This is a genomic window from Allobosea sp. LjRoot90, from assembly GCF_964254315.1.
Taxonomy (GTDB): Bacteria; Pseudomonadota; Alphaproteobacteria; order Rhizobiales; family Beijerinckiaceae; genus Allobosea.
Map to the genome: position 1 here is coordinate 1 of NZ_CAXUTF020000011.1, position 15248 is coordinate 15248.

Here is a 15248-nt window from a genome sequence, read left to right on the forward strand (position 1 = left end):
CTCTGCAGCAACCGTCAAAGTCAGGTGCAGCGATTCTCTCATCTCAAGGAACGTGCCCTGACAAAGGGAGAAACACGGCTTCAGTGCATCAAAATTGCCACAGAGGTGACCAAACACCCTCGACAACGTTCTGCGTTTCGCGAAAGAGATCTACGAATTTTTGTCTAGCCGGACTTCGGGCGCCTCTGGTGACTAGTCGCCGCCAAGCACTCCGCATAGGTGTCCAGTATCCATTCCTTATCGACACTGCCGTAACCGGTGATATCCTTGTTCTGGCCTTGGGCAATCATGACCAGCAGTTCGAGAGCCACGCGCTCTGGCGATCCATTTCCCTGCGTCTGCACAACCTTGTCAGGCATCCCCAACCTCCCGTTATGGTTGCGGCTATCCTGCCGTAAGGTGAGGGGAGGTGTCGAGTCAGTATGTGGGCGGGTCGTCGAGGTTGAGCAGGCGCTTGTATTTCTCGCGATCTGGAGCGGGGTTCTTCGGCTTTAAGAGCGCTTTGACCCCTGTCGCCGTGACAAAACGACCTGCCCGTTTCCTAGTCGGGTCACCCCAGCCTTCGATTACGCTCCTCAACGATCCGCTCCACGACCCCCTGGTACTCCGCCAGCAGCTCCTGCAGCGGCCCGATATCCCGGAACGCCCGCTGATCCTGCTCTTCCTCGCCTTGCTCTTCCCAGGCGGCGATCGCCTCGTCGGCGGCGGCGAGGTGATCGGCTGACGGGGAGGGTGGTGGCGTGGCGCCCGCTTCTTCGACAAGTCGCAGGGCGATCTGGCGGCGCAGTTCGTCGGCGCGTTGGAGCATCGGCTCGAGCGGGTCGGTATAGGGCATCTGTCGAACCTTGCTCCGCCAATCCGGACCGGACAAGCCGCTCGCGGCAACACCTCGCTCCTTCGCGCGTTGACGCCCGGTGAGCAATCGCTGTGGGGGGAGAGTGGCATGAATTTCGGGGACATGGCTTTCGACATCTGGGGCGAGATCGATCTGTTGCTGCGCCTGCTGGCCGGGATGGCGGCCGGGATCGTCGTCGGCTGGGAGCGCACCGGCAAGCAGCAGGCGGCCGGTATCCGCACCTTCGGGCTCGTCGGCCTCGGCACCGCCGCCGCGGCGACGATCTTCAGCCAGCCGCATGAGATCGACGCCGCCAGCCGCGTCGTGCAGGGGCTCCTCACCGGCATCGGTTTTCTGGGCGCCGGCGTCATCGTGCTGCGCAAGGGCCATACCACGCCGCAGGGCCTGACCACGGCGGCGGCGATCTGGATCACCGCGGCGCTCGGCTGCGCCGCCGGGCTCGGCGAGCATGCGATCGTGCTCTCGGCGACCGTGCTCGCTTTGGGCCTGCTGATTATCGATCATTCGATCGAGCGCTGGGCCGGGCGGCCGCGGCAGCCCGGAGAGGGCGACGGCGGCGAGGAAGCCGGCTGATCCTGCCTGATATCGCCGCGCCGGCGGTGTGATTCCGCCAGCGGGAGCCATTCATTTTTGTCGAGCGAAATCTGGCCGTTAACGCGAACGGCTCATCCGCCACGCGATGACGCGCCCTGCTGCGCCCTGTTGACCGGGCGATTCCGGCCTTGCGCAGGCCGGTCGAAATTGGGCAAACCAGTTACATCGGCGGTTCGAAGCTCCCGCCAATTCGCATCACAGAATAGCCTTCTTTCTTAAGCAAACGCCCCCATCCTTCGACCTGCCGTTCCCGCGATCTCCCACCGCAAGGCGGACCATGACGATGTGGTTTCGACCATGACGACGCCTGTCTCCATTGCGGCATGGGCCATCGGCGTCGCGCTGCTCGCGGTAAGCCTGCCGGGCTCTGCCCGGGCCGACCAGATTGCGGCCAGGACGCGCGGGCCGGCTTCGCCGCCGCCGGCCTTCCTGAATTTCTGCGCCAAGAACCCGTCGGAATGCCGCAGGTCCGGGGCCGTGACGCGGCAGGTTGTCCTGACCCCGGAGCGCCAGCGCGACCTGCAGGAGGTCAATGCGCGGGTGAACTCCGCCATCTCCGAGATATCCGACCCGCAGCATCATGGCCGCGAGGATGTCTGGAGCATCCCGACCGATGGGCAGGGGGATTGCGAGGATTTCGCGCTGCTGAAGCGCAAGCAGCTGATCGAGCGCGGCTGGCCGTCCTCGGCCCTGCTGATCGCGGTCGTCGGCACGCCTTCCGGCGAGGGGCACGCGGTACTGATGGCCGCGACTTCCGAGGGGGATCTCGTCCTCGACAACAAGACCTCCCGCCTCCTGCCCTGGACGCAAACCGGGTACCTGTTCTTCACGCGCATGTCGCAGGCCAATCCGCGTGCCTGGGAAGCGATCGATGGCGGCACTATCGCCGTCACCGCCGCGACCCGGCGGCCATATCGGCCCTGACTGGCCTGATCGCTGCTGATAACGGTTCCGAGAAGCCGCGACATGTGAGGACGTGCTCGCTTTGCTGTACGTCGGCCGCTTGCCGCGATCATTGTTCGTCCCGGAGCGCGCGTGATCCGACCAGGCTGGTGTGCAGCCTGATCGGATAAGTGTCCGGGCTCAACGGCTGCCGCCGCCGTTACCGTTGCCGCCGCCGCCATTGCCGCCGCCCTGGCCACCGCCGCCCTGGCCGCCGCCACCCTGACCGCCGCCGCCCTGGCCACCACCGCCGTTGCCGCCGCCGCCGTGACCGCCACCACCATGGCCGCCGCCACCATGACCACCGCCACCGTGACCGCCACCGCCGTTGCCGCCGCCGCCGTGACCGCCACCACCGTGACCACCACCGCCATGACCACCACCGCCATGACCGCCACCACCATGACCGCCACCACCATGGCCGCCGCCACCATGACCACCGCCGCCCTGACCTCCGCCGCCGCCCTGACCGCCGCCACCGCCTCCTTGGCCGCCACCGCCGCCGCCTTGGCCACCGCCGCCCTGACCTCCGCCGCCCTGGCCACCGCCGCCGCCCTGACCGCCGCCACCGCCGCCTTGGCCGCCGCCACCGCCGCCCTGACCGCCGCTGCCGCCCTGTCCGCCACCGCCGCTGCCGCCGCTATTCGAGTTGCTTGCCGAACTGCCGCTCGAGGCGTCTCCTGCACCGCCGTTGGAACCTTCACCGCCGTTGCGGTCGCTTCCACCGGAGTTCGGAGCGCCACCCGAAGACAAGGCTCCTGTCGTCAATGGCGGGCAGACCCAGTATTGACCGCCGCCCTGCTGAACCAGGGTGCAGGCGGGATTGGGTGCGCGCGTGCGTTGCCCATTGGGGGAAACGGCGTTGTAGTATTGGACATTACCCGCGCCGGGACCCTGAAGCGCCGAGGCTGGAGCGCCGATCGCCGCGGTGGTCCGCGGGGGGCATGTCCACAGCAGGTCGCGGTCGTATTGCACGACGATGCAATCCCGGCTTGGCGCCCGCGTTCTGCGACCGGTCGGGGATACGGCATTGTAGTATCGCACCCCACCGGCATCCGAGACGTTGAATCCGGGCGCCGATGATGTCGCCGCGCCCTGACCAAGCGCGTTGTAGCCTGCCGCCGGATTGCATTCCCACAGCCAGTTGTTTCTGATGAGTTTGCGCGCGCAAGCGCCAGGAGGCCGCTGTGTCGGGGTGCCGTCGATGGCAAAGCCCTCATGATACTGAGGCCACGAGCCGGCGCCTTGCGCGTAAGCAAAAGTCGACGTGGTGGCGAGAAGCCCCGCAATAAAGATCTTGCTCTGCAGATATCGCATGACGTACCTCCCGCCCGGGAGGTCTATCGGCCACCCAGCGCAAAAATGTATTTGGGAACGGCCTGTTGTAAGCTTTGAGAAAGGGCCATGCCGTCACGGTAAGGAATAGCACCCTGTATTGGCTTGACTTTGTTCTATTCGAGTGAAAGCTTTAGGTCGCACGAATTAATCCGATTGGATTACTGCTCGGCGAGGCGCCGGGGAGGGGATGCGAGAAACGATGACGTGTTGGAAGCAGACGATGGCGGCGCTGGCCGCATTGCTGTTCGTCCATCCGGCGCTCGCCCAGATCGGCACGCCGGGCAATGCGCCGCTGGTGCCGGGCGGGCCGCGCCAGGGCCTGGGCCCGCCCTCGATCTTCGATCACACGCCGGATATCAGGCTGCATGCGCCGGGAGCAGGAGGCCTCCCCGGCGCCGGCCCGCCGGTCGATTATGGCGGGACGCCACGGGGCGCGCCGCGCTCGCAGAACCCGATCTACATGCCGCGCTATGGCCCGGTTGATGATCCCTCGCCCCGGGGCGTGCTCGCGGCATATTGCAGGACACCACGCCGAACCTGCGCTGCGCCGAGCCGGGCTCTTGCCGGCGCGCGCTGCTTCTGCCGCCTGCCGAACGGGGTCCGGTTGCGCGGGCGCGTGGTTCGCTAGCCGTGCGCGCAGCCGGCCACCGTTACCGCCGGCTTACCGCCCTGACCACGGCGTTCTTGCCACCGCCGCCGCAATAGAAGCGGTCGCCGCCGGCCTCCATGCCGGCGATGAAGGTGCCTTCCGGCATGCGCATGCTGTCCAGCACCTTGCCGGTCTCAGGATCGACCCGCCGGATCTCGCTTTCCTCGTTCTCCCAGGTCGCGTGCCAAAGCTCGCCATCGCTCCAGGTCACGCCGGTGACGAAGCGGTTGGACTGCAGCGTGCGCAGCACCTTGCCGGTCTCGGGGTCGATTTGATGGATCTGGCGCTCGCGATAATGACCGACCCAGAGCGTGCCCTCCGCCCAGGCGAGGCCGGAATCGCCGCCGCCTGCCGGCGCGGGAATCGTCGAGAGCACGCGCCCGCTCTCCGGATCGATCTTCTGGATGCGCTCTTCGGCGATCTGGTAGAGGTGCTTGCCGTCGAAGGCGGTGCCGGCATGGGCGGGCACGTCGAGGCTGCGGACGGTGTCGCCGCTGTCCGGATCGAACGCGTTGAGCTTGTCGCCGGACGCAAACCAGACATTGTTGCCGTCATAGCTGACGCCGTGCACGGCCTCGACGCCGGGGAAGGGGCCGTATTCGCGAAGGATGGTGGCTGTCCTGGTCATGGGATGATCTCCTCTGTTCGGTTGGACCGAGGCAGGGTTTAGCCATCCGGCAGCGGGGCCGGGAGTAACAAGGCTGTCGGGAAACCGGGCACTGGCGGGGTCAGCCAACGCCGCGCCCGCGCCTTGCCGAAGGATTGGACCTTGCCGGTCTCGGCCAGCGTCTCGAGCGCGCGCTGCATGTTGCGCTGGCTGACGCCCAGCGCCAGCGCCAGCGCCGAGCTCGACCAGGCCTCGCCATCGGCGAGTAGCGCGAGCACGTCGGCATGGGCCTCCTCCAGCGGCTGCGCCAGCACCGCGACCTCGCGCGCCCGATGCGGCTTCAGGGCAAAGCCCCGCTTGGTCGCGTTGATCTCGGCGAGCCCGTGCAATTCGGCGCGCAGCCGTCCGATCTCGACCCGCAAACGGGCGCGATGCGACTCGTCGGCCTCCTTGGCCCGGAAGGCGCGCGCCAGCAGCACCTCGCGCGAGACATCGGCCGGCCAGGCTTCCGCCAGGGCGCGGGCGAGCGCGAACAGCACGGGCCGCGTCGCCAGCGGAACGGCCGTGCCGGCCTCGCGCACGGTATTGCGGCAGGCATCGACGACGAAGCTGCCTGAGGCGAGCAGCGCCGCGACCTCGCCCAGCATCAGCGGACGTTCCTTGCCCTGCACGATCAATCGTGCCGCGGGTTCCTCCAGCACGCGCGCGGCGGCTTCGACCTCAGCAACCAGCGCAGGAATACGGGCACTCTGCGCCGCCTCCGCCGCCCGCGCGAATGCCGCGCGGGCCTCTCCCGCTTGCAGCCGCCGTAGTGCGATACCGCCCGCAGCCAGGGCTCGCGCAGCTTCCAGCGCTGGTGGCAGCGGTTTCTCGTCGAAGCCGGCGAGTACGCGCTCGGCCTCGCCGAGCCGGCCTATCAAGAGAAGCCGGCGCACCTCGATCGTGCGGGCATGGGCGGCGTTGAGGCGGTCGCCATGCGCTTCCAGCGTTGCGCGCGCCGCATCGAGCTCCTTCGCCGGCCAGCCGAGGTCACGCGAGACCAGGGCGATCTCGGCTTCGGCTACCACGCAGCGGGCGCGCGCCACCGGCTCGCGCGCTCCGAAGGCCTGGCCGGCGCGCTTGAGCAGCGCCTTGGCGCGGGCAAGATCGCCGAGCTGCGCCATGGCGATGCCGCGCAGTGCCAGCGCCGGCGCATCCTCGCGCAGCGCCACGTGATTGAGCGCGCCAAAGGGGTCGCCCGCGGCCAGCGCCCGCCCGGCAGCGGTGATCAGCGAATCCATGCCGAGCTTTCGAATCCCGCCAAATTTGTCACTCCCGCTCCCCTTCGCCCCGAGCCTACCCCTGATCGCGACGTCGCATCGCGAAGCGGCGAGCGGCGAATGTCAACCGACGATAGGAGCAAGCATCATGACGGCTCATCTCACCGGAACCCGCGAGGACTGGCTCAAGGCCAGACTCGACCTGCTCGCGGCCGAGAAGGCGCTGACGCGGCAGAGCGACGCCGTGGCGCAGCGGCGACAGGCGCTGCCTTGGGTCAAGGTCGACAAGGACTATCGCTTCGTGACGGAAGCCGGCGAGGCCAAGCTGGTCGATCTCTTCGCCGGGCGCTCGCAGCTCCTCGTCTACCACTTCATGTTCGGGCCGGACTTTTCCGTCGGCTGCCCCTCCTGCTCGCTGATCGCCGACGGCTTCAACGGCATCCACGTGCATCTGGCCAACCACGACGTAACGCTGACGGCAGTGTCGCTGGCGTCGCTCGACAAGCTCTTCGCCTTCAAGCGTCGCATGGGCTGGACTTTCCCCTGGGCTTCGTCGGCGACGAGCGACTTCAACTTCGACTTCAGTGCCTCCTTCACCGAGGAGCAGGAGCGCAAGGGTGTGGTCGATTACAATTTCCGGCGCGAACCGCAGGTCGATTGGAGCAGCAACGGCGTCGTCGCCGGGCTCGCCTTGCAGAGCGGCACCACTCCGGGTGACTATATGCGCGAGCGGCCGGGGATGAGCGCCTTCATTCGCGAGGGCGGCGCGATCTATCACACCTATTCCAGCTATGCCCGCGGCATGGACGCGATCTGGAACATGTATCCCTGGCTCGACCGTGCCCCGAAGGGCCGCAACGAGCCGAACGGGCCTTGGTGGCGCCTCCGCGACGACTACGAGGCACCGACCGCCATGGCCCAATCATGCTGTGCCTAAGCCCCTTGGCACAGACTGATCGCGGAGCGCCGGACATCCCGTCCGGCGTCTCTGTCGTGAGGGCGGGACGGATGTTCCTCGCCATCTGCGCCTTGCTGTTCATCGCCAGTGCGGCCGCGACCGTCCTGATCTGCCAGGCCATGGCCGATATGGGCGAGGTGCCGATGGTCGGCGGCTGGGCGATGTCGAGCGCCTGGACGCCGCTCTGCGGCGGCTCCTGGCCGGCGGCGGCCGGAACTTTCCTCGGCATGTGGGTTCTGATGACGCTGGCGATGATGCTGCCTTCGCTCGCGCCGGCGCTCTGGCGGCTCCACGAGCGCGCTGCGGCAGCGGGTGACACTCATCCCGGTCTTGTCGCTGCTTGGGCCGGCATTGGCTATTTCCTCGTCTGGACTGCGCTGGGTCTGATGGTCTTCGCCGGGGGCGCCGCTCTGGTCGAGGCGGCACTGCGCTGGCCGCAGCTGGCCCGCGCCATGCCGTTCGCCGCCGGCTTGCTCGTGATCGCCGCGGGCCTCTTCCAGGTATCACGCTGGAAGCTCGCCAGGCTCGGCCATTGCCGGCAAGTCAGCTGGCGAGGTGCGGGCGCGGTAGCGGTGATAGGGCAGGGGCTGCGGCTCGGCCTCGCCTGCTGCGCCTCCTGCGCCGGGTTGACCGTGCTGCTGCTCGTCGGCGGCGTGATGGACCTGCGCACCATGGCTGTCGTCGCGGCGGCGATCACCGCCGAGCGGCTCGCACCGTGCGGCGAGCGCGTTGCCTGTGCCACCGGCGGCCTGATGCTCGGGGCAGGTGCTGTCCAACTCACCCTCGCGCTCTGGCAGCTCTGAGCACCAGCCCGGACCCGGCAGCCATGCCTGCCATGCATTTTTGCATCTGCTCAGAAACGCGCCACGCAGTGCCGCGCCGCCTCGCACTGGCCTATACAGGTCGCAGGCGATCCTCGGGTTGGGTCGCACGCAAAAAGTGTATGGCTAAAGAGGAGACGCACATGACGCTCAAAGCCCGATTCCTCATCGGAACAGCCGTCGCCGCGGCGGTGTTCGCGGGCGCCCCGGCACGTGCCGACATCACCATCGGCCTGCTCGCGCCGCTGACCGGTGCCGTCGCCGCCTATGGCGACCAGGTCAAGAACGGCGCCCAGGCCGCCGTCGATGCCATCAACAAGAAGGGTGGCATCGCCGGCGAGAAGGTCATCCTGAAGCTCGCCGACGATGCCGGCGATCCCAAGCAGGGCGTTTCGGCCGCCAACCTCCTGGTCGGCGACAAGGTCCGCTTCGTCGTCGGTCCGGTGACCTCCGGCGTCGCCATGGCCGCCTCCGACGTCTTCGCCGAGAGCGGCGTCCTGATGGTGACGCCGACCGCAACCTCGCCGGCCCTGACCAGCCGTGGCCTCGGCAACGTCTTCCGCACCTGCGGCCGCGACGATCAGCAGGCCGAGGTCGCCGCCAACTACGTCCTGAAGAACCTGAAGGGCAAGAAGGTCGCGGTCGTCCATGACAAGGGCACCTATGGCAAGGGCCTCGCCGATTCCTTCAAGAAGGGCATCAATGCCGGCGGCATCACCGAGGTCGCCTATCTCACCGTGAACCCGGGCGACAAGGACCTCGCTGCGGTGATCACCCGGCTGAAATCGGCTGGCGCCGAAGCGATCTATTTCGGCGGCTACCATCCCGAGGGTGGCCTGCTCGCCCGCCAGCTGCACGATGCCGGCGTCAAGGCGACCATCATCGGCGGCGAGGGTCTCTCGAACACCGAGCTCTGGGCGATCGGTGGCGACACCGCGGCCGGCACGCTCTTCACCAACGCGACCGACGCTCTGAAGAACCCGGCCTCGGCCGAGGCCGTGGCGGTGCTGAAGGAGAAGGGCATCCCGCCCGAGGCCTTCACGCTCAATGCCTATGCCGCCGTCGAGGTGCTCAAGGCCGGCATCGAGAAGGCCGGCAAGGACGCCAAGGCCGATGCTGTCGCCAAGGCGCTGAAGGCCGGTCTCGAGGTCAAGACCGCGATCGGCACGCTGACCTATGGCAAGACCGGCGATCTGAGCTCGCCGAGCTTCTCGATGTACAAGTGGGAAGCCGGCAAGATCGTCGCGGCCGACTGACGAGGCCGCATTAAACGCGAGGGAAGGGCCTGCGGCGTGCCGCGGGCCCTTTTTCGTCTCCGCTCTGTCATTCCGGGACTTCGCGCAGCGAAGGGCCCGGAACCCAGAACCGATGCCGTATCGAGATGAACGTTGCGATATCCGTGCTTCTCTTCCCACGCACATCGGTTCTGGGTTCCGGGCTCGTTGCTTCGCAACGCCCCGGAATGACGGCGCGGTTCTCTGCGATGGCCTCGCGTCCGGAATGCTGAACGCGCCGTTCGGGAACCGTTCAGGCGCTGGGCCGTTCAGTCCGGCGATCGAACGGGAATTGCCCATGCCAACCGCCGACGCCATCACCGCTGCGCAAGCCTTCGCCAAGCCCTCACTGATCGCGATTCGGCGCGAGGCGGACGGCTATGGCATCCGCTTCGGCCTGAACGAGGCCGAGGATGCAGCGATGCCGGGCCCGGTCTTTCCGACGCTGGGCGAAGCCATGGCCTGGATCGAGCGCATCGACCGCGCCCGCGGCCATTGAGACGGCCCGATCGGGGCGATCTGCCCGATCCCTGTCGATCGCGCGTCCTGATGACTTGTCAAAGCGGGTCGCGATCGGGCATAGAGCCTTCCAACGGAGACGTGGCCGAGAGGCTGAAGGCACTCGTTTGCTAAATGAGCATACCCCACAAGGGTATCGAGGGTTCGAATCCCTCCGTCTCCGCCATCACTCCTAAGCCCTTGGTTGCCCTGAAAGGCGTTGTTCCCAACGGCTTTTCACATACCCCTACAAAAAATCTTGCTCGGTGGACCTTGCGCACATGGCGGGCATAAGCTGCCGCCATTTTCGCACGCTCTGATTGCGGACCTGTTGGCTATCGACTTAGCTGCCCAAGCCGCTGCGATTCGCGGCTCAATTGGGCGAGACTATTCACATGGACCGCATCACCGAGGCTCTTCTAAACGAATTCAGCGCGAGCTTCGGCATTGCATCCGAGAAGGAGCCTGACCGGTTTGAGAGGTTCGCTGCCTACCTCGCGACGCGCCGGCACTACAGCGAGGCGACCTTCGATCCTGGTGATATAGTGACTGGCGCCGGCGGCGATACCGGTGTGGACGCAATCGCGATCATTGTGAACAACAATGTCGTCACGGACGTTTCGGAGGTCGACGATCTCATCGAAGCGAATGGCTATTTAGATGTGACGTTTGTATTTACACAAGCTGAAACAAGCTCAAATTTTGATATGCAGAAGATTGGCCATTTTGGGTATGGTGTATCAGATTTTTTCGGCGATGCGAAACTTCCAAAGAACGATTCTGTATTAAATTTCCTTTCAATAATGCTTTATATTTACAAAAATAGCAGCCGATTTACGCGCGGAAATCCGAGCTGCTACCTTTATTACATCACGACGGGGACATGGACAAACGATACGAATTTGGTCACTAGATCCAAAGCGGTCGAAGAAGATTTGACGAAAACTAGGCTGTTTTCTCGAGTTGAATTCAAGTCGATCGGAGCCGACGAAATTCAGAAACTATATAATCAAACGAAGAACAAGATTCAACGAGAATTCGAATTTGCTCGTCGCAATGTCGTTTCCGGTATCGGAGGCGTAAAGGAGGCGCACCTTGGATATATGGTGGCGACCGATTTTCTTAAGCTCATATGCGATGAGCAGGACGAAATAATTGAAAGTCTTTTCTATGAAAATGTTCGCGGGTGGCATGGATATAATCAGATAAACTCTGAAATAAAAGACACCTTAAGTGGTGATGGGAAAGATAGATTTGTACTTATGAATAATGGGGTGACGATAATTTCACGAGAGATGAGAGTTACCGCAGATCATTTTACTATTAGCGATTTTCAAGTTGTGAATGGATGCCAGACTAGTCACGTTCTATATGACAATAAAGACCTACTCGATGACAAGGTTCGTATACCGATTCGGATAATATCTACTCAAGATGACGATGTAATGGAATCGATTATAACCGCTACGAATCGACAAACAGAGGTTAAGCAGGATCAATTTTTTGCGCTTAGAAATTTCTCGAAGAAGTTAGAGGCTTTTTTTAAGGCTTTCTCTGAGGATAAGGCTTTGTATTATGAGCGTAGAGCGCATCAGTATGATAGCCATCCTGTTGAAAAGACAAAGATTGTTGGTCATCAGAGTCTTGTTAGGGCCGTTGGAGCAATAATACTCCAGGAGCCACACAGGACGACGAGAACATACAGACTTCTGGCTCAGCAAGTTGGAAAAGATATATTCGTTGATGGTGATAAACTGGAGCCATATTATATTTCTGCATACGCTCTTTATAGATTGGAATTCCTATTTAGATCGCGAAAGATCGCTACAAAATTGAAGCCTGCGCGCTATCTTATCCTCCTAGCTGCGATCCTGAAGCTTGATAATAAACCACTGCGCCCTCTGAATTCGAACGATGTGCAGAAAAGAGCCAATCGGATTATGGAGCAGCTTTGGAAAGACGGTGACGCGATCTTGGTTGAAGCTGCAGAAATCGTTGCGAAGGCCGTAGGTGACGCAAACGATCGCGATGCCGTTCGGACCGAAGGGGCCACCGATGCCGTGTTGAAGGCTTTTGGAGTTGTCAGGGCCGGCCCAGCCAAGGAATAAAGCACTGGGTTGCTCCTCCTAGGGCCGGGCCCCGGCAGGGAGCCGGAGGCTAAGTGCCTCCGGCGCGCGATTGACGTTGAACACTGCCCAAATGGCTACAAAACTAACGCCACGATCTGGCTACAAAACCAGGCACTGATGCTGAACTATGTATTTGAATTAAATGGTTTATTTTTCTTGGCGCAGTTTCCCTCCGTCTCCGCCATTCATTCCTGCGCAACGGCGACATATGGTCGGGCGATCGCCCAACGGCGGATGACGGCCGCGGGCAATCTCAATCAGGAATCTTCAAGAGCTCTTCGATCGCCTCGTGCGGAGGCTGCCACGGCGTGGATCGACAACCTGCCGTATCGAGGGGCGGCGGGCAGCGGCATCAGCACCGGAGGGCTTCTTGCTTCATTGATTGTGTTTGGCACGGGAGAACCCGCGCTCAAGGCGGCCCTGATCTTGGTCGGCACGCCGCAGCCGCAACAGGATGGCTGTTCAGAGGTTACTGGACGCGATGGGGCATCCGGCTCCGTTTTCAGCGATCTTTCGACATCGCCCGAGCATCCATTCTCGATCTTTCAGCTTCGGGCGTAATTCTTCTTGCCGGAAGCAAAGTATTAAAAGGCGCGCCCTTTTGCCTGGTTTCGTAATACCGCGCTTCGGCGCGGAAATAATTGAAGTCGATTAAAAGCTAAACGGCTTCATTCAAAACGTGTTATGATGTTTTACGGGAGATTTTCTTCCGGTTCGGAAAGCCCGACATCATGAAAATTCCAGCAGAACTGAAACCGGCCGCCTGGGGCGCCGTCGGCGGGGCTGTTGCGCTCGCCGTCATCGGTTTCACCTGGGGCGGCTGGGTGACACAGAGCACAGCGGAACGAGACGCCAAGGCACGCTCGAATACTGCCCTTGTCGCGGCTCTCTCGCCGATCTGCGTGGTGAGGTTCCAGCAGCAGAACAATGCGACCGAACAGCTCGTCGAACTCAAGAAGATCAGCTCCTGGCAACAGGGTGATTTCATCGCCAAAGGCGGATGGGCGACGATGCCGGGCAGTGCATCGCCCGATTCGGACGTAGCCAAGGCCTGCGCGGCAGCTCTCGGCATTCCGAAAACCTGAGATTGCTCGCCAGCGGGGCGGCACTGAGACAGGCGGCTTCTTGTCGCGCGAAGCAGGCTCTCCGCATCGCGCGACCGAAGGCCGCGGCCTGCCGAGGGTATACGCCTGAATTCGATCAGCCCCCTTCGAGGATGATCTCATGAGCCTCCACTTCCCCAATCCGATCCGACGGTATGACGTCGCGCGGAACTGCGTCTGTTTCTGGGGCTCCGATTCTGCCTTGGAGATTGCATTCGAGGTCGAGCTCGCGGCGTTGCGCGGCATCGACGCTTCAGCCGGTCTGGACGAAGCATCGACGCTGAGGGCGTATGATGGACATCTAGCCGCCATTCAGAAGGCCGCCGGGGCAGCTTATTCCCGCAAGCGCCAGAGCTACCATCGACTGACGGCTTCCGACTTCTAGAGCCGGATCCGATCAGATTGAATCGATCTGATCGGTGAATCCGTCTCTCACTTTGAGTCAGGGGCCGTTTTACCGATCAACTTGTGGTGCAAGTTGATCGGAACGGGCTCTAGTCGTGCTCGGGCTTTTCCGTCGATGACGGGCCAGAGGCTTTCTCTGGGTCCCATGGCCGTTGCCTTCCGATCTTCCCATCGTCGTCAGCCGGCGCCACTTCACTCGGCGCGACGGCCGTTTGCGGGGCGATAACCGGCTTGTTGGTGTTTGCGGCCGGTTTAGGCTCGATCGTCCTGAAGCGGATCATCACTGTCCTGTCGGTTGGCCGAAGCTCGCAGCATGCGCCCGGTCCCAGGGGACCACTGCCGAAAAGCACAAAACGCTATTTCCTTTTTGAAGCTGGAGCCTTCGCGATTGCAGCGACAAGGCTGGTGGGGGCAAGTGCTGCAGCCTTGGGCTTTTCCTGCTTCGGCTTCTTGGTCTCGCGGTTCCCGCGTCGTTCGCCTTTTGACATGCCGTTCTGGTCCTCGTTCGGAGACCGCGGGGCGCGATCTCGGGTCGTACCGGCCGAAGCTGGGCATCTCGCAGGGCAGTCCCCATCGCAATGTGCATGCGTGGTTGCAGGCGCAGATGTCTTGCAAGGAGAGGCGAGCAGGTGCTCGTGTCAGCGCGGCCGGCTAGCAGCTGCCGCGGCTGCCTGGGAACGGATCCAGGCAAGTCATGTCGAAGCAGAATCGCAGCCTAGGCCCGGGCCGAGGAGAGCGCACGTGGTTTCTTTTGCATCCGCCCGTCGGGTCGGCGCGCCTCGATCCGCCGGGGAGTGCATGAGCCTCATCCGAGGATGGAGCGATAGAGCTCGAGATAACGATCGGCCATGCGCTCGACGGTAAAGCGCGCCGCGACCGCTGCCCGGCAGGCGGCGCGGTCGATCTCGGAGAGGCGCGCAATCGCAGCCACGGCTTCGTCGACGCTGTCGACGAGGAATCCGGTCACGCCGTGCTCGATCAGCTCCGGCATCGAGCCGCGCCGGGACGCGATGACGGGCGTTCCGCAGGCGAGCGCCTCGATGACCGACAATCCGAACGGCTCCTCGAAGTTGATCAGATGCAGCAGCGCCTTCGCCGAGCCCAGCGCATGCGTGCGGGCGCTGCCGCCAACGGCGCCGAGATAGATGACGTCATCGCCGGCGAGCGCGGGGGTAACCTGCGCGTCGTGATAGCCGTGGTCCTGGACGATGCCGGCCATGACCAGTCGTCGCCCGGCTCCGCGCGCGGTGGCGATCGCCTCGGCCGCTCCCTTGTCGGGGTGGATGCGGCCGAAGAACAGCAGGTCGTCGCTCCCGACCGGGTCGAACGGGAAATCCTCGATCCGAATGCCGTGGTGGATCGTCGCCGCATAGCGCAGATCGGGGTGCCGGTCGGCGGCGCTGATCGCGACATAGTGGACCTTGTCCTCATAGGCCTTGAAGGCCGGCAGGATGCGCGGCGAGGAAAAGCCATGGATCGTCGTCACCATGGGCGTGTCGACCAGGCGCGAGAAGGCGAGCGGCACGAAGTCGGCCTGGTTGTGGATGAGATCGAACTCGCCAGCGCGCTCGAAGACATGGGCGACGTGCAGCAGCTCCCAGACCTTGGCGTCGATCGTCGGATCCTCGGAATAAGGCGCCGGGCAGACGCCGGCCAGGGTCCCAGCCGTGTGACTGTCCCTTGTGGCGAACAGGGTGACGTCGACGCCGCGCGCCACCAGCGCCTCGGTCAGCAGGCTCGTCACCAGCTCCCATGGGCCGTAATGGCGCGGCGGCGTGCGCCAGGAGATCGGCGCCAGCATGGCGATGCGCAAGC

The 15248-nt window shown here is 63.7% G+C and carries 17 protein-coding genes and 1 tRNA gene; 12 read left to right on the top strand and 6 right to left on the bottom strand.

All coding sequences use genetic code 11. The features are described 5' to 3' along the window. Window positions 1–164 precede the first annotated feature (164 nt). Window positions 165–359, bottom strand: a complete 195-nt coding sequence (locus ACSQ3M_RS26385; RefSeq protein ID WP_436153052.1) for a hypothetical protein — start codon at window positions 357–359, stop codon at window positions 165–167. 191 nt (window positions 360–550) lie between these two features. After that, window positions 551–835, bottom strand: a complete 285-nt coding sequence (locus tag ACSQ3M_RS26390; RefSeq protein WP_436153053.1) for a hypothetical protein — start codon at window positions 833–835, stop codon at window positions 551–553. A gap of 108 nt (window positions 836–943) precedes the next feature. Here ACSQ3M_RS26390 and ACSQ3M_RS26395 point away from each other — a divergent pair, with 108 nt between their 5' ends. After that, window positions 944–1429: an MgtC/SapB family protein gene (locus tag ACSQ3M_RS26395; protein WP_436153054.1), complete on the top strand. Its 486-nt coding sequence runs from the start codon at window positions 944–946 to the stop codon at window positions 1427–1429. Window positions 1430–1747: 318 nt separating this feature from the next. After that, window positions 1748–2374 (top strand): transglutaminase-like cysteine peptidase, encoded by a 627-nt coding sequence (locus ACSQ3M_RS26400; protein WP_436153055.1) that lies wholly within the window; start codon window positions 1748–1750, stop codon window positions 2372–2374. Window positions 2375–2533: 159 nt separating this feature from the next. Here ACSQ3M_RS26400 and ACSQ3M_RS26405 read toward each other — a convergent pair whose 3' ends face one another. Next, window positions 2534–3145, bottom strand: a complete 612-nt coding sequence (locus ACSQ3M_RS26405) for a hypothetical protein (protein WP_436153056.1) — start codon at window positions 3143–3145, stop codon at window positions 2534–2536. 784 nt (window positions 3146–3929) lie between these two features. Between ACSQ3M_RS26405 and ACSQ3M_RS26410 the strand changes: the two genes are divergently transcribed. Then, entirely contained in the window at window positions 3930–4358 is a 429-nt protein-coding gene (locus ACSQ3M_RS26410; RefSeq protein ID WP_436153057.1) for a hypothetical protein, read from the top strand. Window positions 4359–4380: 22 nt separating this feature from the next. On the opposite strand, the gene ACSQ3M_RS26415 is transcribed toward ACSQ3M_RS26410, so the two are convergent. Both ACSQ3M_RS26415 and ACSQ3M_RS26420 read right to left on the bottom strand, forming a co-directional pair. Further along, window positions 4381–5007 carry a Vgb family protein gene (locus ACSQ3M_RS26415; RefSeq protein WP_436153058.1) on the bottom strand — a complete coding sequence of 209 codons (627 nt, stop codon included), beginning with the start codon at window positions 5005–5007 and terminating at the stop codon, window positions 4381–4383. Window positions 5008–5045: 38 nt separating this feature from the next. Next, the gene (locus ACSQ3M_RS26420) at window positions 5046–6266 is read right to left on the bottom strand and encodes a helix-turn-helix domain-containing protein (protein ID WP_436153059.1); all 1221 of its coding nucleotides are present in this window, start codon (window positions 6264–6266) and stop codon (window positions 5046–5048) included. A 127-nt stretch (window positions 6267–6393) separates the two neighbouring features. On the opposite strand from ACSQ3M_RS26420, the gene ACSQ3M_RS26425 reads away from it, so the two are divergent. The 9 genes from ACSQ3M_RS26425 to ACSQ3M_RS26465 all read left to right on the top strand — a co-directional run bounded on the left by ACSQ3M_RS26425 (window position 6394) and on the right by ACSQ3M_RS26465 (window position 13413). Next, window positions 6394–7182, top strand: coding sequence for a DUF899 domain-containing protein (locus ACSQ3M_RS26425; RefSeq protein WP_436153060.1), 789 nt, complete (start codon window positions 6394–6396; stop codon window positions 7180–7182). A gap of 71 nt (window positions 7183–7253) precedes the next feature. After that, window positions 7254–8006: a DUF2182 domain-containing protein gene (locus ACSQ3M_RS26430; RefSeq protein WP_436153061.1), complete on the top strand. Its 753-nt coding sequence runs from the start codon at window positions 7254–7256 to the stop codon at window positions 8004–8006. Between the two features lie 161 nt (window positions 8007–8167). Further along, window positions 8168–9280, top strand: coding sequence for a branched-chain amino acid ABC transporter substrate-binding protein (locus tag ACSQ3M_RS26435; protein WP_436153062.1), 1113 nt, complete (start codon window positions 8168–8170; stop codon window positions 9278–9280). 316 nt (window positions 9281–9596) lie between these two features. Continuing rightward, complete coding sequence (locus tag ACSQ3M_RS26440) at window positions 9597–9797, top strand: hypothetical protein (protein WP_436153063.1); 201 nt, start codon at window positions 9597–9599, stop codon at window positions 9795–9797. 95 nt (window positions 9798–9892) lie between these two features. After that, window positions 9893–9983: transfer RNA gene (locus tag ACSQ3M_RS26445), tRNA-Ser, on the top strand. 208 nt (window positions 9984–10191) lie between these two features. Then, a complete protein-coding gene (locus ACSQ3M_RS26450) occupies window positions 10192–11904 on the top strand; it encodes an AIPR family protein (RefSeq protein ID WP_436153064.1) in 1713 nt (570 codons plus the stop codon). Window positions 11905–12042: 138 nt separating this feature from the next. Further along, entirely contained in the window at window positions 12043–12486 is a 444-nt protein-coding gene (locus tag ACSQ3M_RS26455) for a hypothetical protein (RefSeq protein ID WP_436153065.1), read from the top strand. Between the two features lie 170 nt (window positions 12487–12656). Next, on the top strand, window positions 12657–13010 hold the full coding sequence (locus ACSQ3M_RS26460) for a hypothetical protein (RefSeq protein ID WP_436153066.1): 354 nt from the start codon (window positions 12657–12659) through the stop codon (window positions 13008–13010). Window positions 13011–13149: 139 nt separating this feature from the next. Beyond that, a complete protein-coding gene (locus tag ACSQ3M_RS26465; protein ID WP_436153067.1) occupies window positions 13150–13413 on the top strand; it encodes a DUF1488 family protein in 264 nt (87 codons plus the stop codon). Window positions 13414–14238: 825 nt separating this feature from the next. Here the strand turns inward: ACSQ3M_RS26465 and ACSQ3M_RS26470 are convergent. Further along, window positions 14239–15246: a glycosyltransferase family 4 protein gene (locus ACSQ3M_RS26470; protein WP_436153068.1), complete on the bottom strand. Its 1008-nt coding sequence runs from the start codon at window positions 15244–15246 to the stop codon at window positions 14239–14241. Window positions 15247–15248: the final 2 nt, after the last annotated feature.

Excerpts from the sequence above, each read along its gene's own strand:
- ACSQ3M_RS26460 (WP_436153066.1), top strand. The coding sequence starts at position 12,657 with ATGAAAATTCCAGCAGAACTGAAACCGGCCGCCTGGGGCGCCGTCGGC.
- ACSQ3M_RS26425 (WP_436153060.1), top strand. The coding sequence starts at position 6,394 with ATGACGGCTCATCTCACCGGAACCCGCGAGGACTGGCTCAAGGCCAGA.
- ACSQ3M_RS26455 (WP_436153065.1), top strand. The coding sequence starts at position 12,043 with ATGCTGAACTATGTATTTGAATTAAATGGTTTATTTTTCTTGGCGCAG.
- ACSQ3M_RS26385 (WP_436153052.1), bottom strand. The coding sequence starts at position 359 with ATGCCTGACAAGGTTGTGCAGACGCAGGGAAATGGATCGCCAGAGCGC.
- ACSQ3M_RS26410 (WP_436153057.1), top strand. The coding sequence starts at position 3,930 with ATGACGTGTTGGAAGCAGACGATGGCGGCGCTGGCCGCATTGCTGTTC.
- ACSQ3M_RS26435 (WP_436153062.1), top strand. The coding sequence starts at position 8,168 with ATGACGCTCAAAGCCCGATTCCTCATCGGAACAGCCGTCGCCGCGGCG.
- ACSQ3M_RS26400 (WP_436153055.1), top strand. The coding sequence starts at position 1,748 with ATGACGACGCCTGTCTCCATTGCGGCATGGGCCATCGGCGTCGCGCTG.
- ACSQ3M_RS26395 (WP_436153054.1), top strand. The coding sequence starts at position 944 with ATGAATTTCGGGGACATGGCTTTCGACATCTGGGGCGAGATCGATCTG.
- ACSQ3M_RS26415 (WP_436153058.1), bottom strand. The coding sequence starts at position 5,007 with ATGACCAGGACAGCCACCATCCTTCGCGAATACGGCCCCTTCCCCGGC.
- ACSQ3M_RS26420 (WP_436153059.1), bottom strand. The coding sequence starts at position 6,266 with ATGGATTCGCTGATCACCGCTGCCGGGCGGGCGCTGGCCGCGGGCGAC.
- ACSQ3M_RS26390 (WP_436153053.1), bottom strand. The coding sequence starts at position 835 with ATGCCCTATACCGACCCGCTCGAGCCGATGCTCCAACGCGCCGACGAA.
- ACSQ3M_RS26450 (WP_436153064.1), top strand. The coding sequence starts at position 10,192 with ATGGACCGCATCACCGAGGCTCTTCTAAACGAATTCAGCGCGAGCTTC.
- ACSQ3M_RS26465 (WP_436153067.1), top strand. The coding sequence starts at position 13,150 with ATGAGCCTCCACTTCCCCAATCCGATCCGACGGTATGACGTCGCGCGG.
- ACSQ3M_RS26430 (WP_436153061.1), top strand. The coding sequence starts at position 7,254 with ATGTTCCTCGCCATCTGCGCCTTGCTGTTCATCGCCAGTGCGGCCGCG.
- ACSQ3M_RS26440 (WP_436153063.1), top strand. The coding sequence starts at position 9,597 with ATGCCAACCGCCGACGCCATCACCGCTGCGCAAGCCTTCGCCAAGCCC.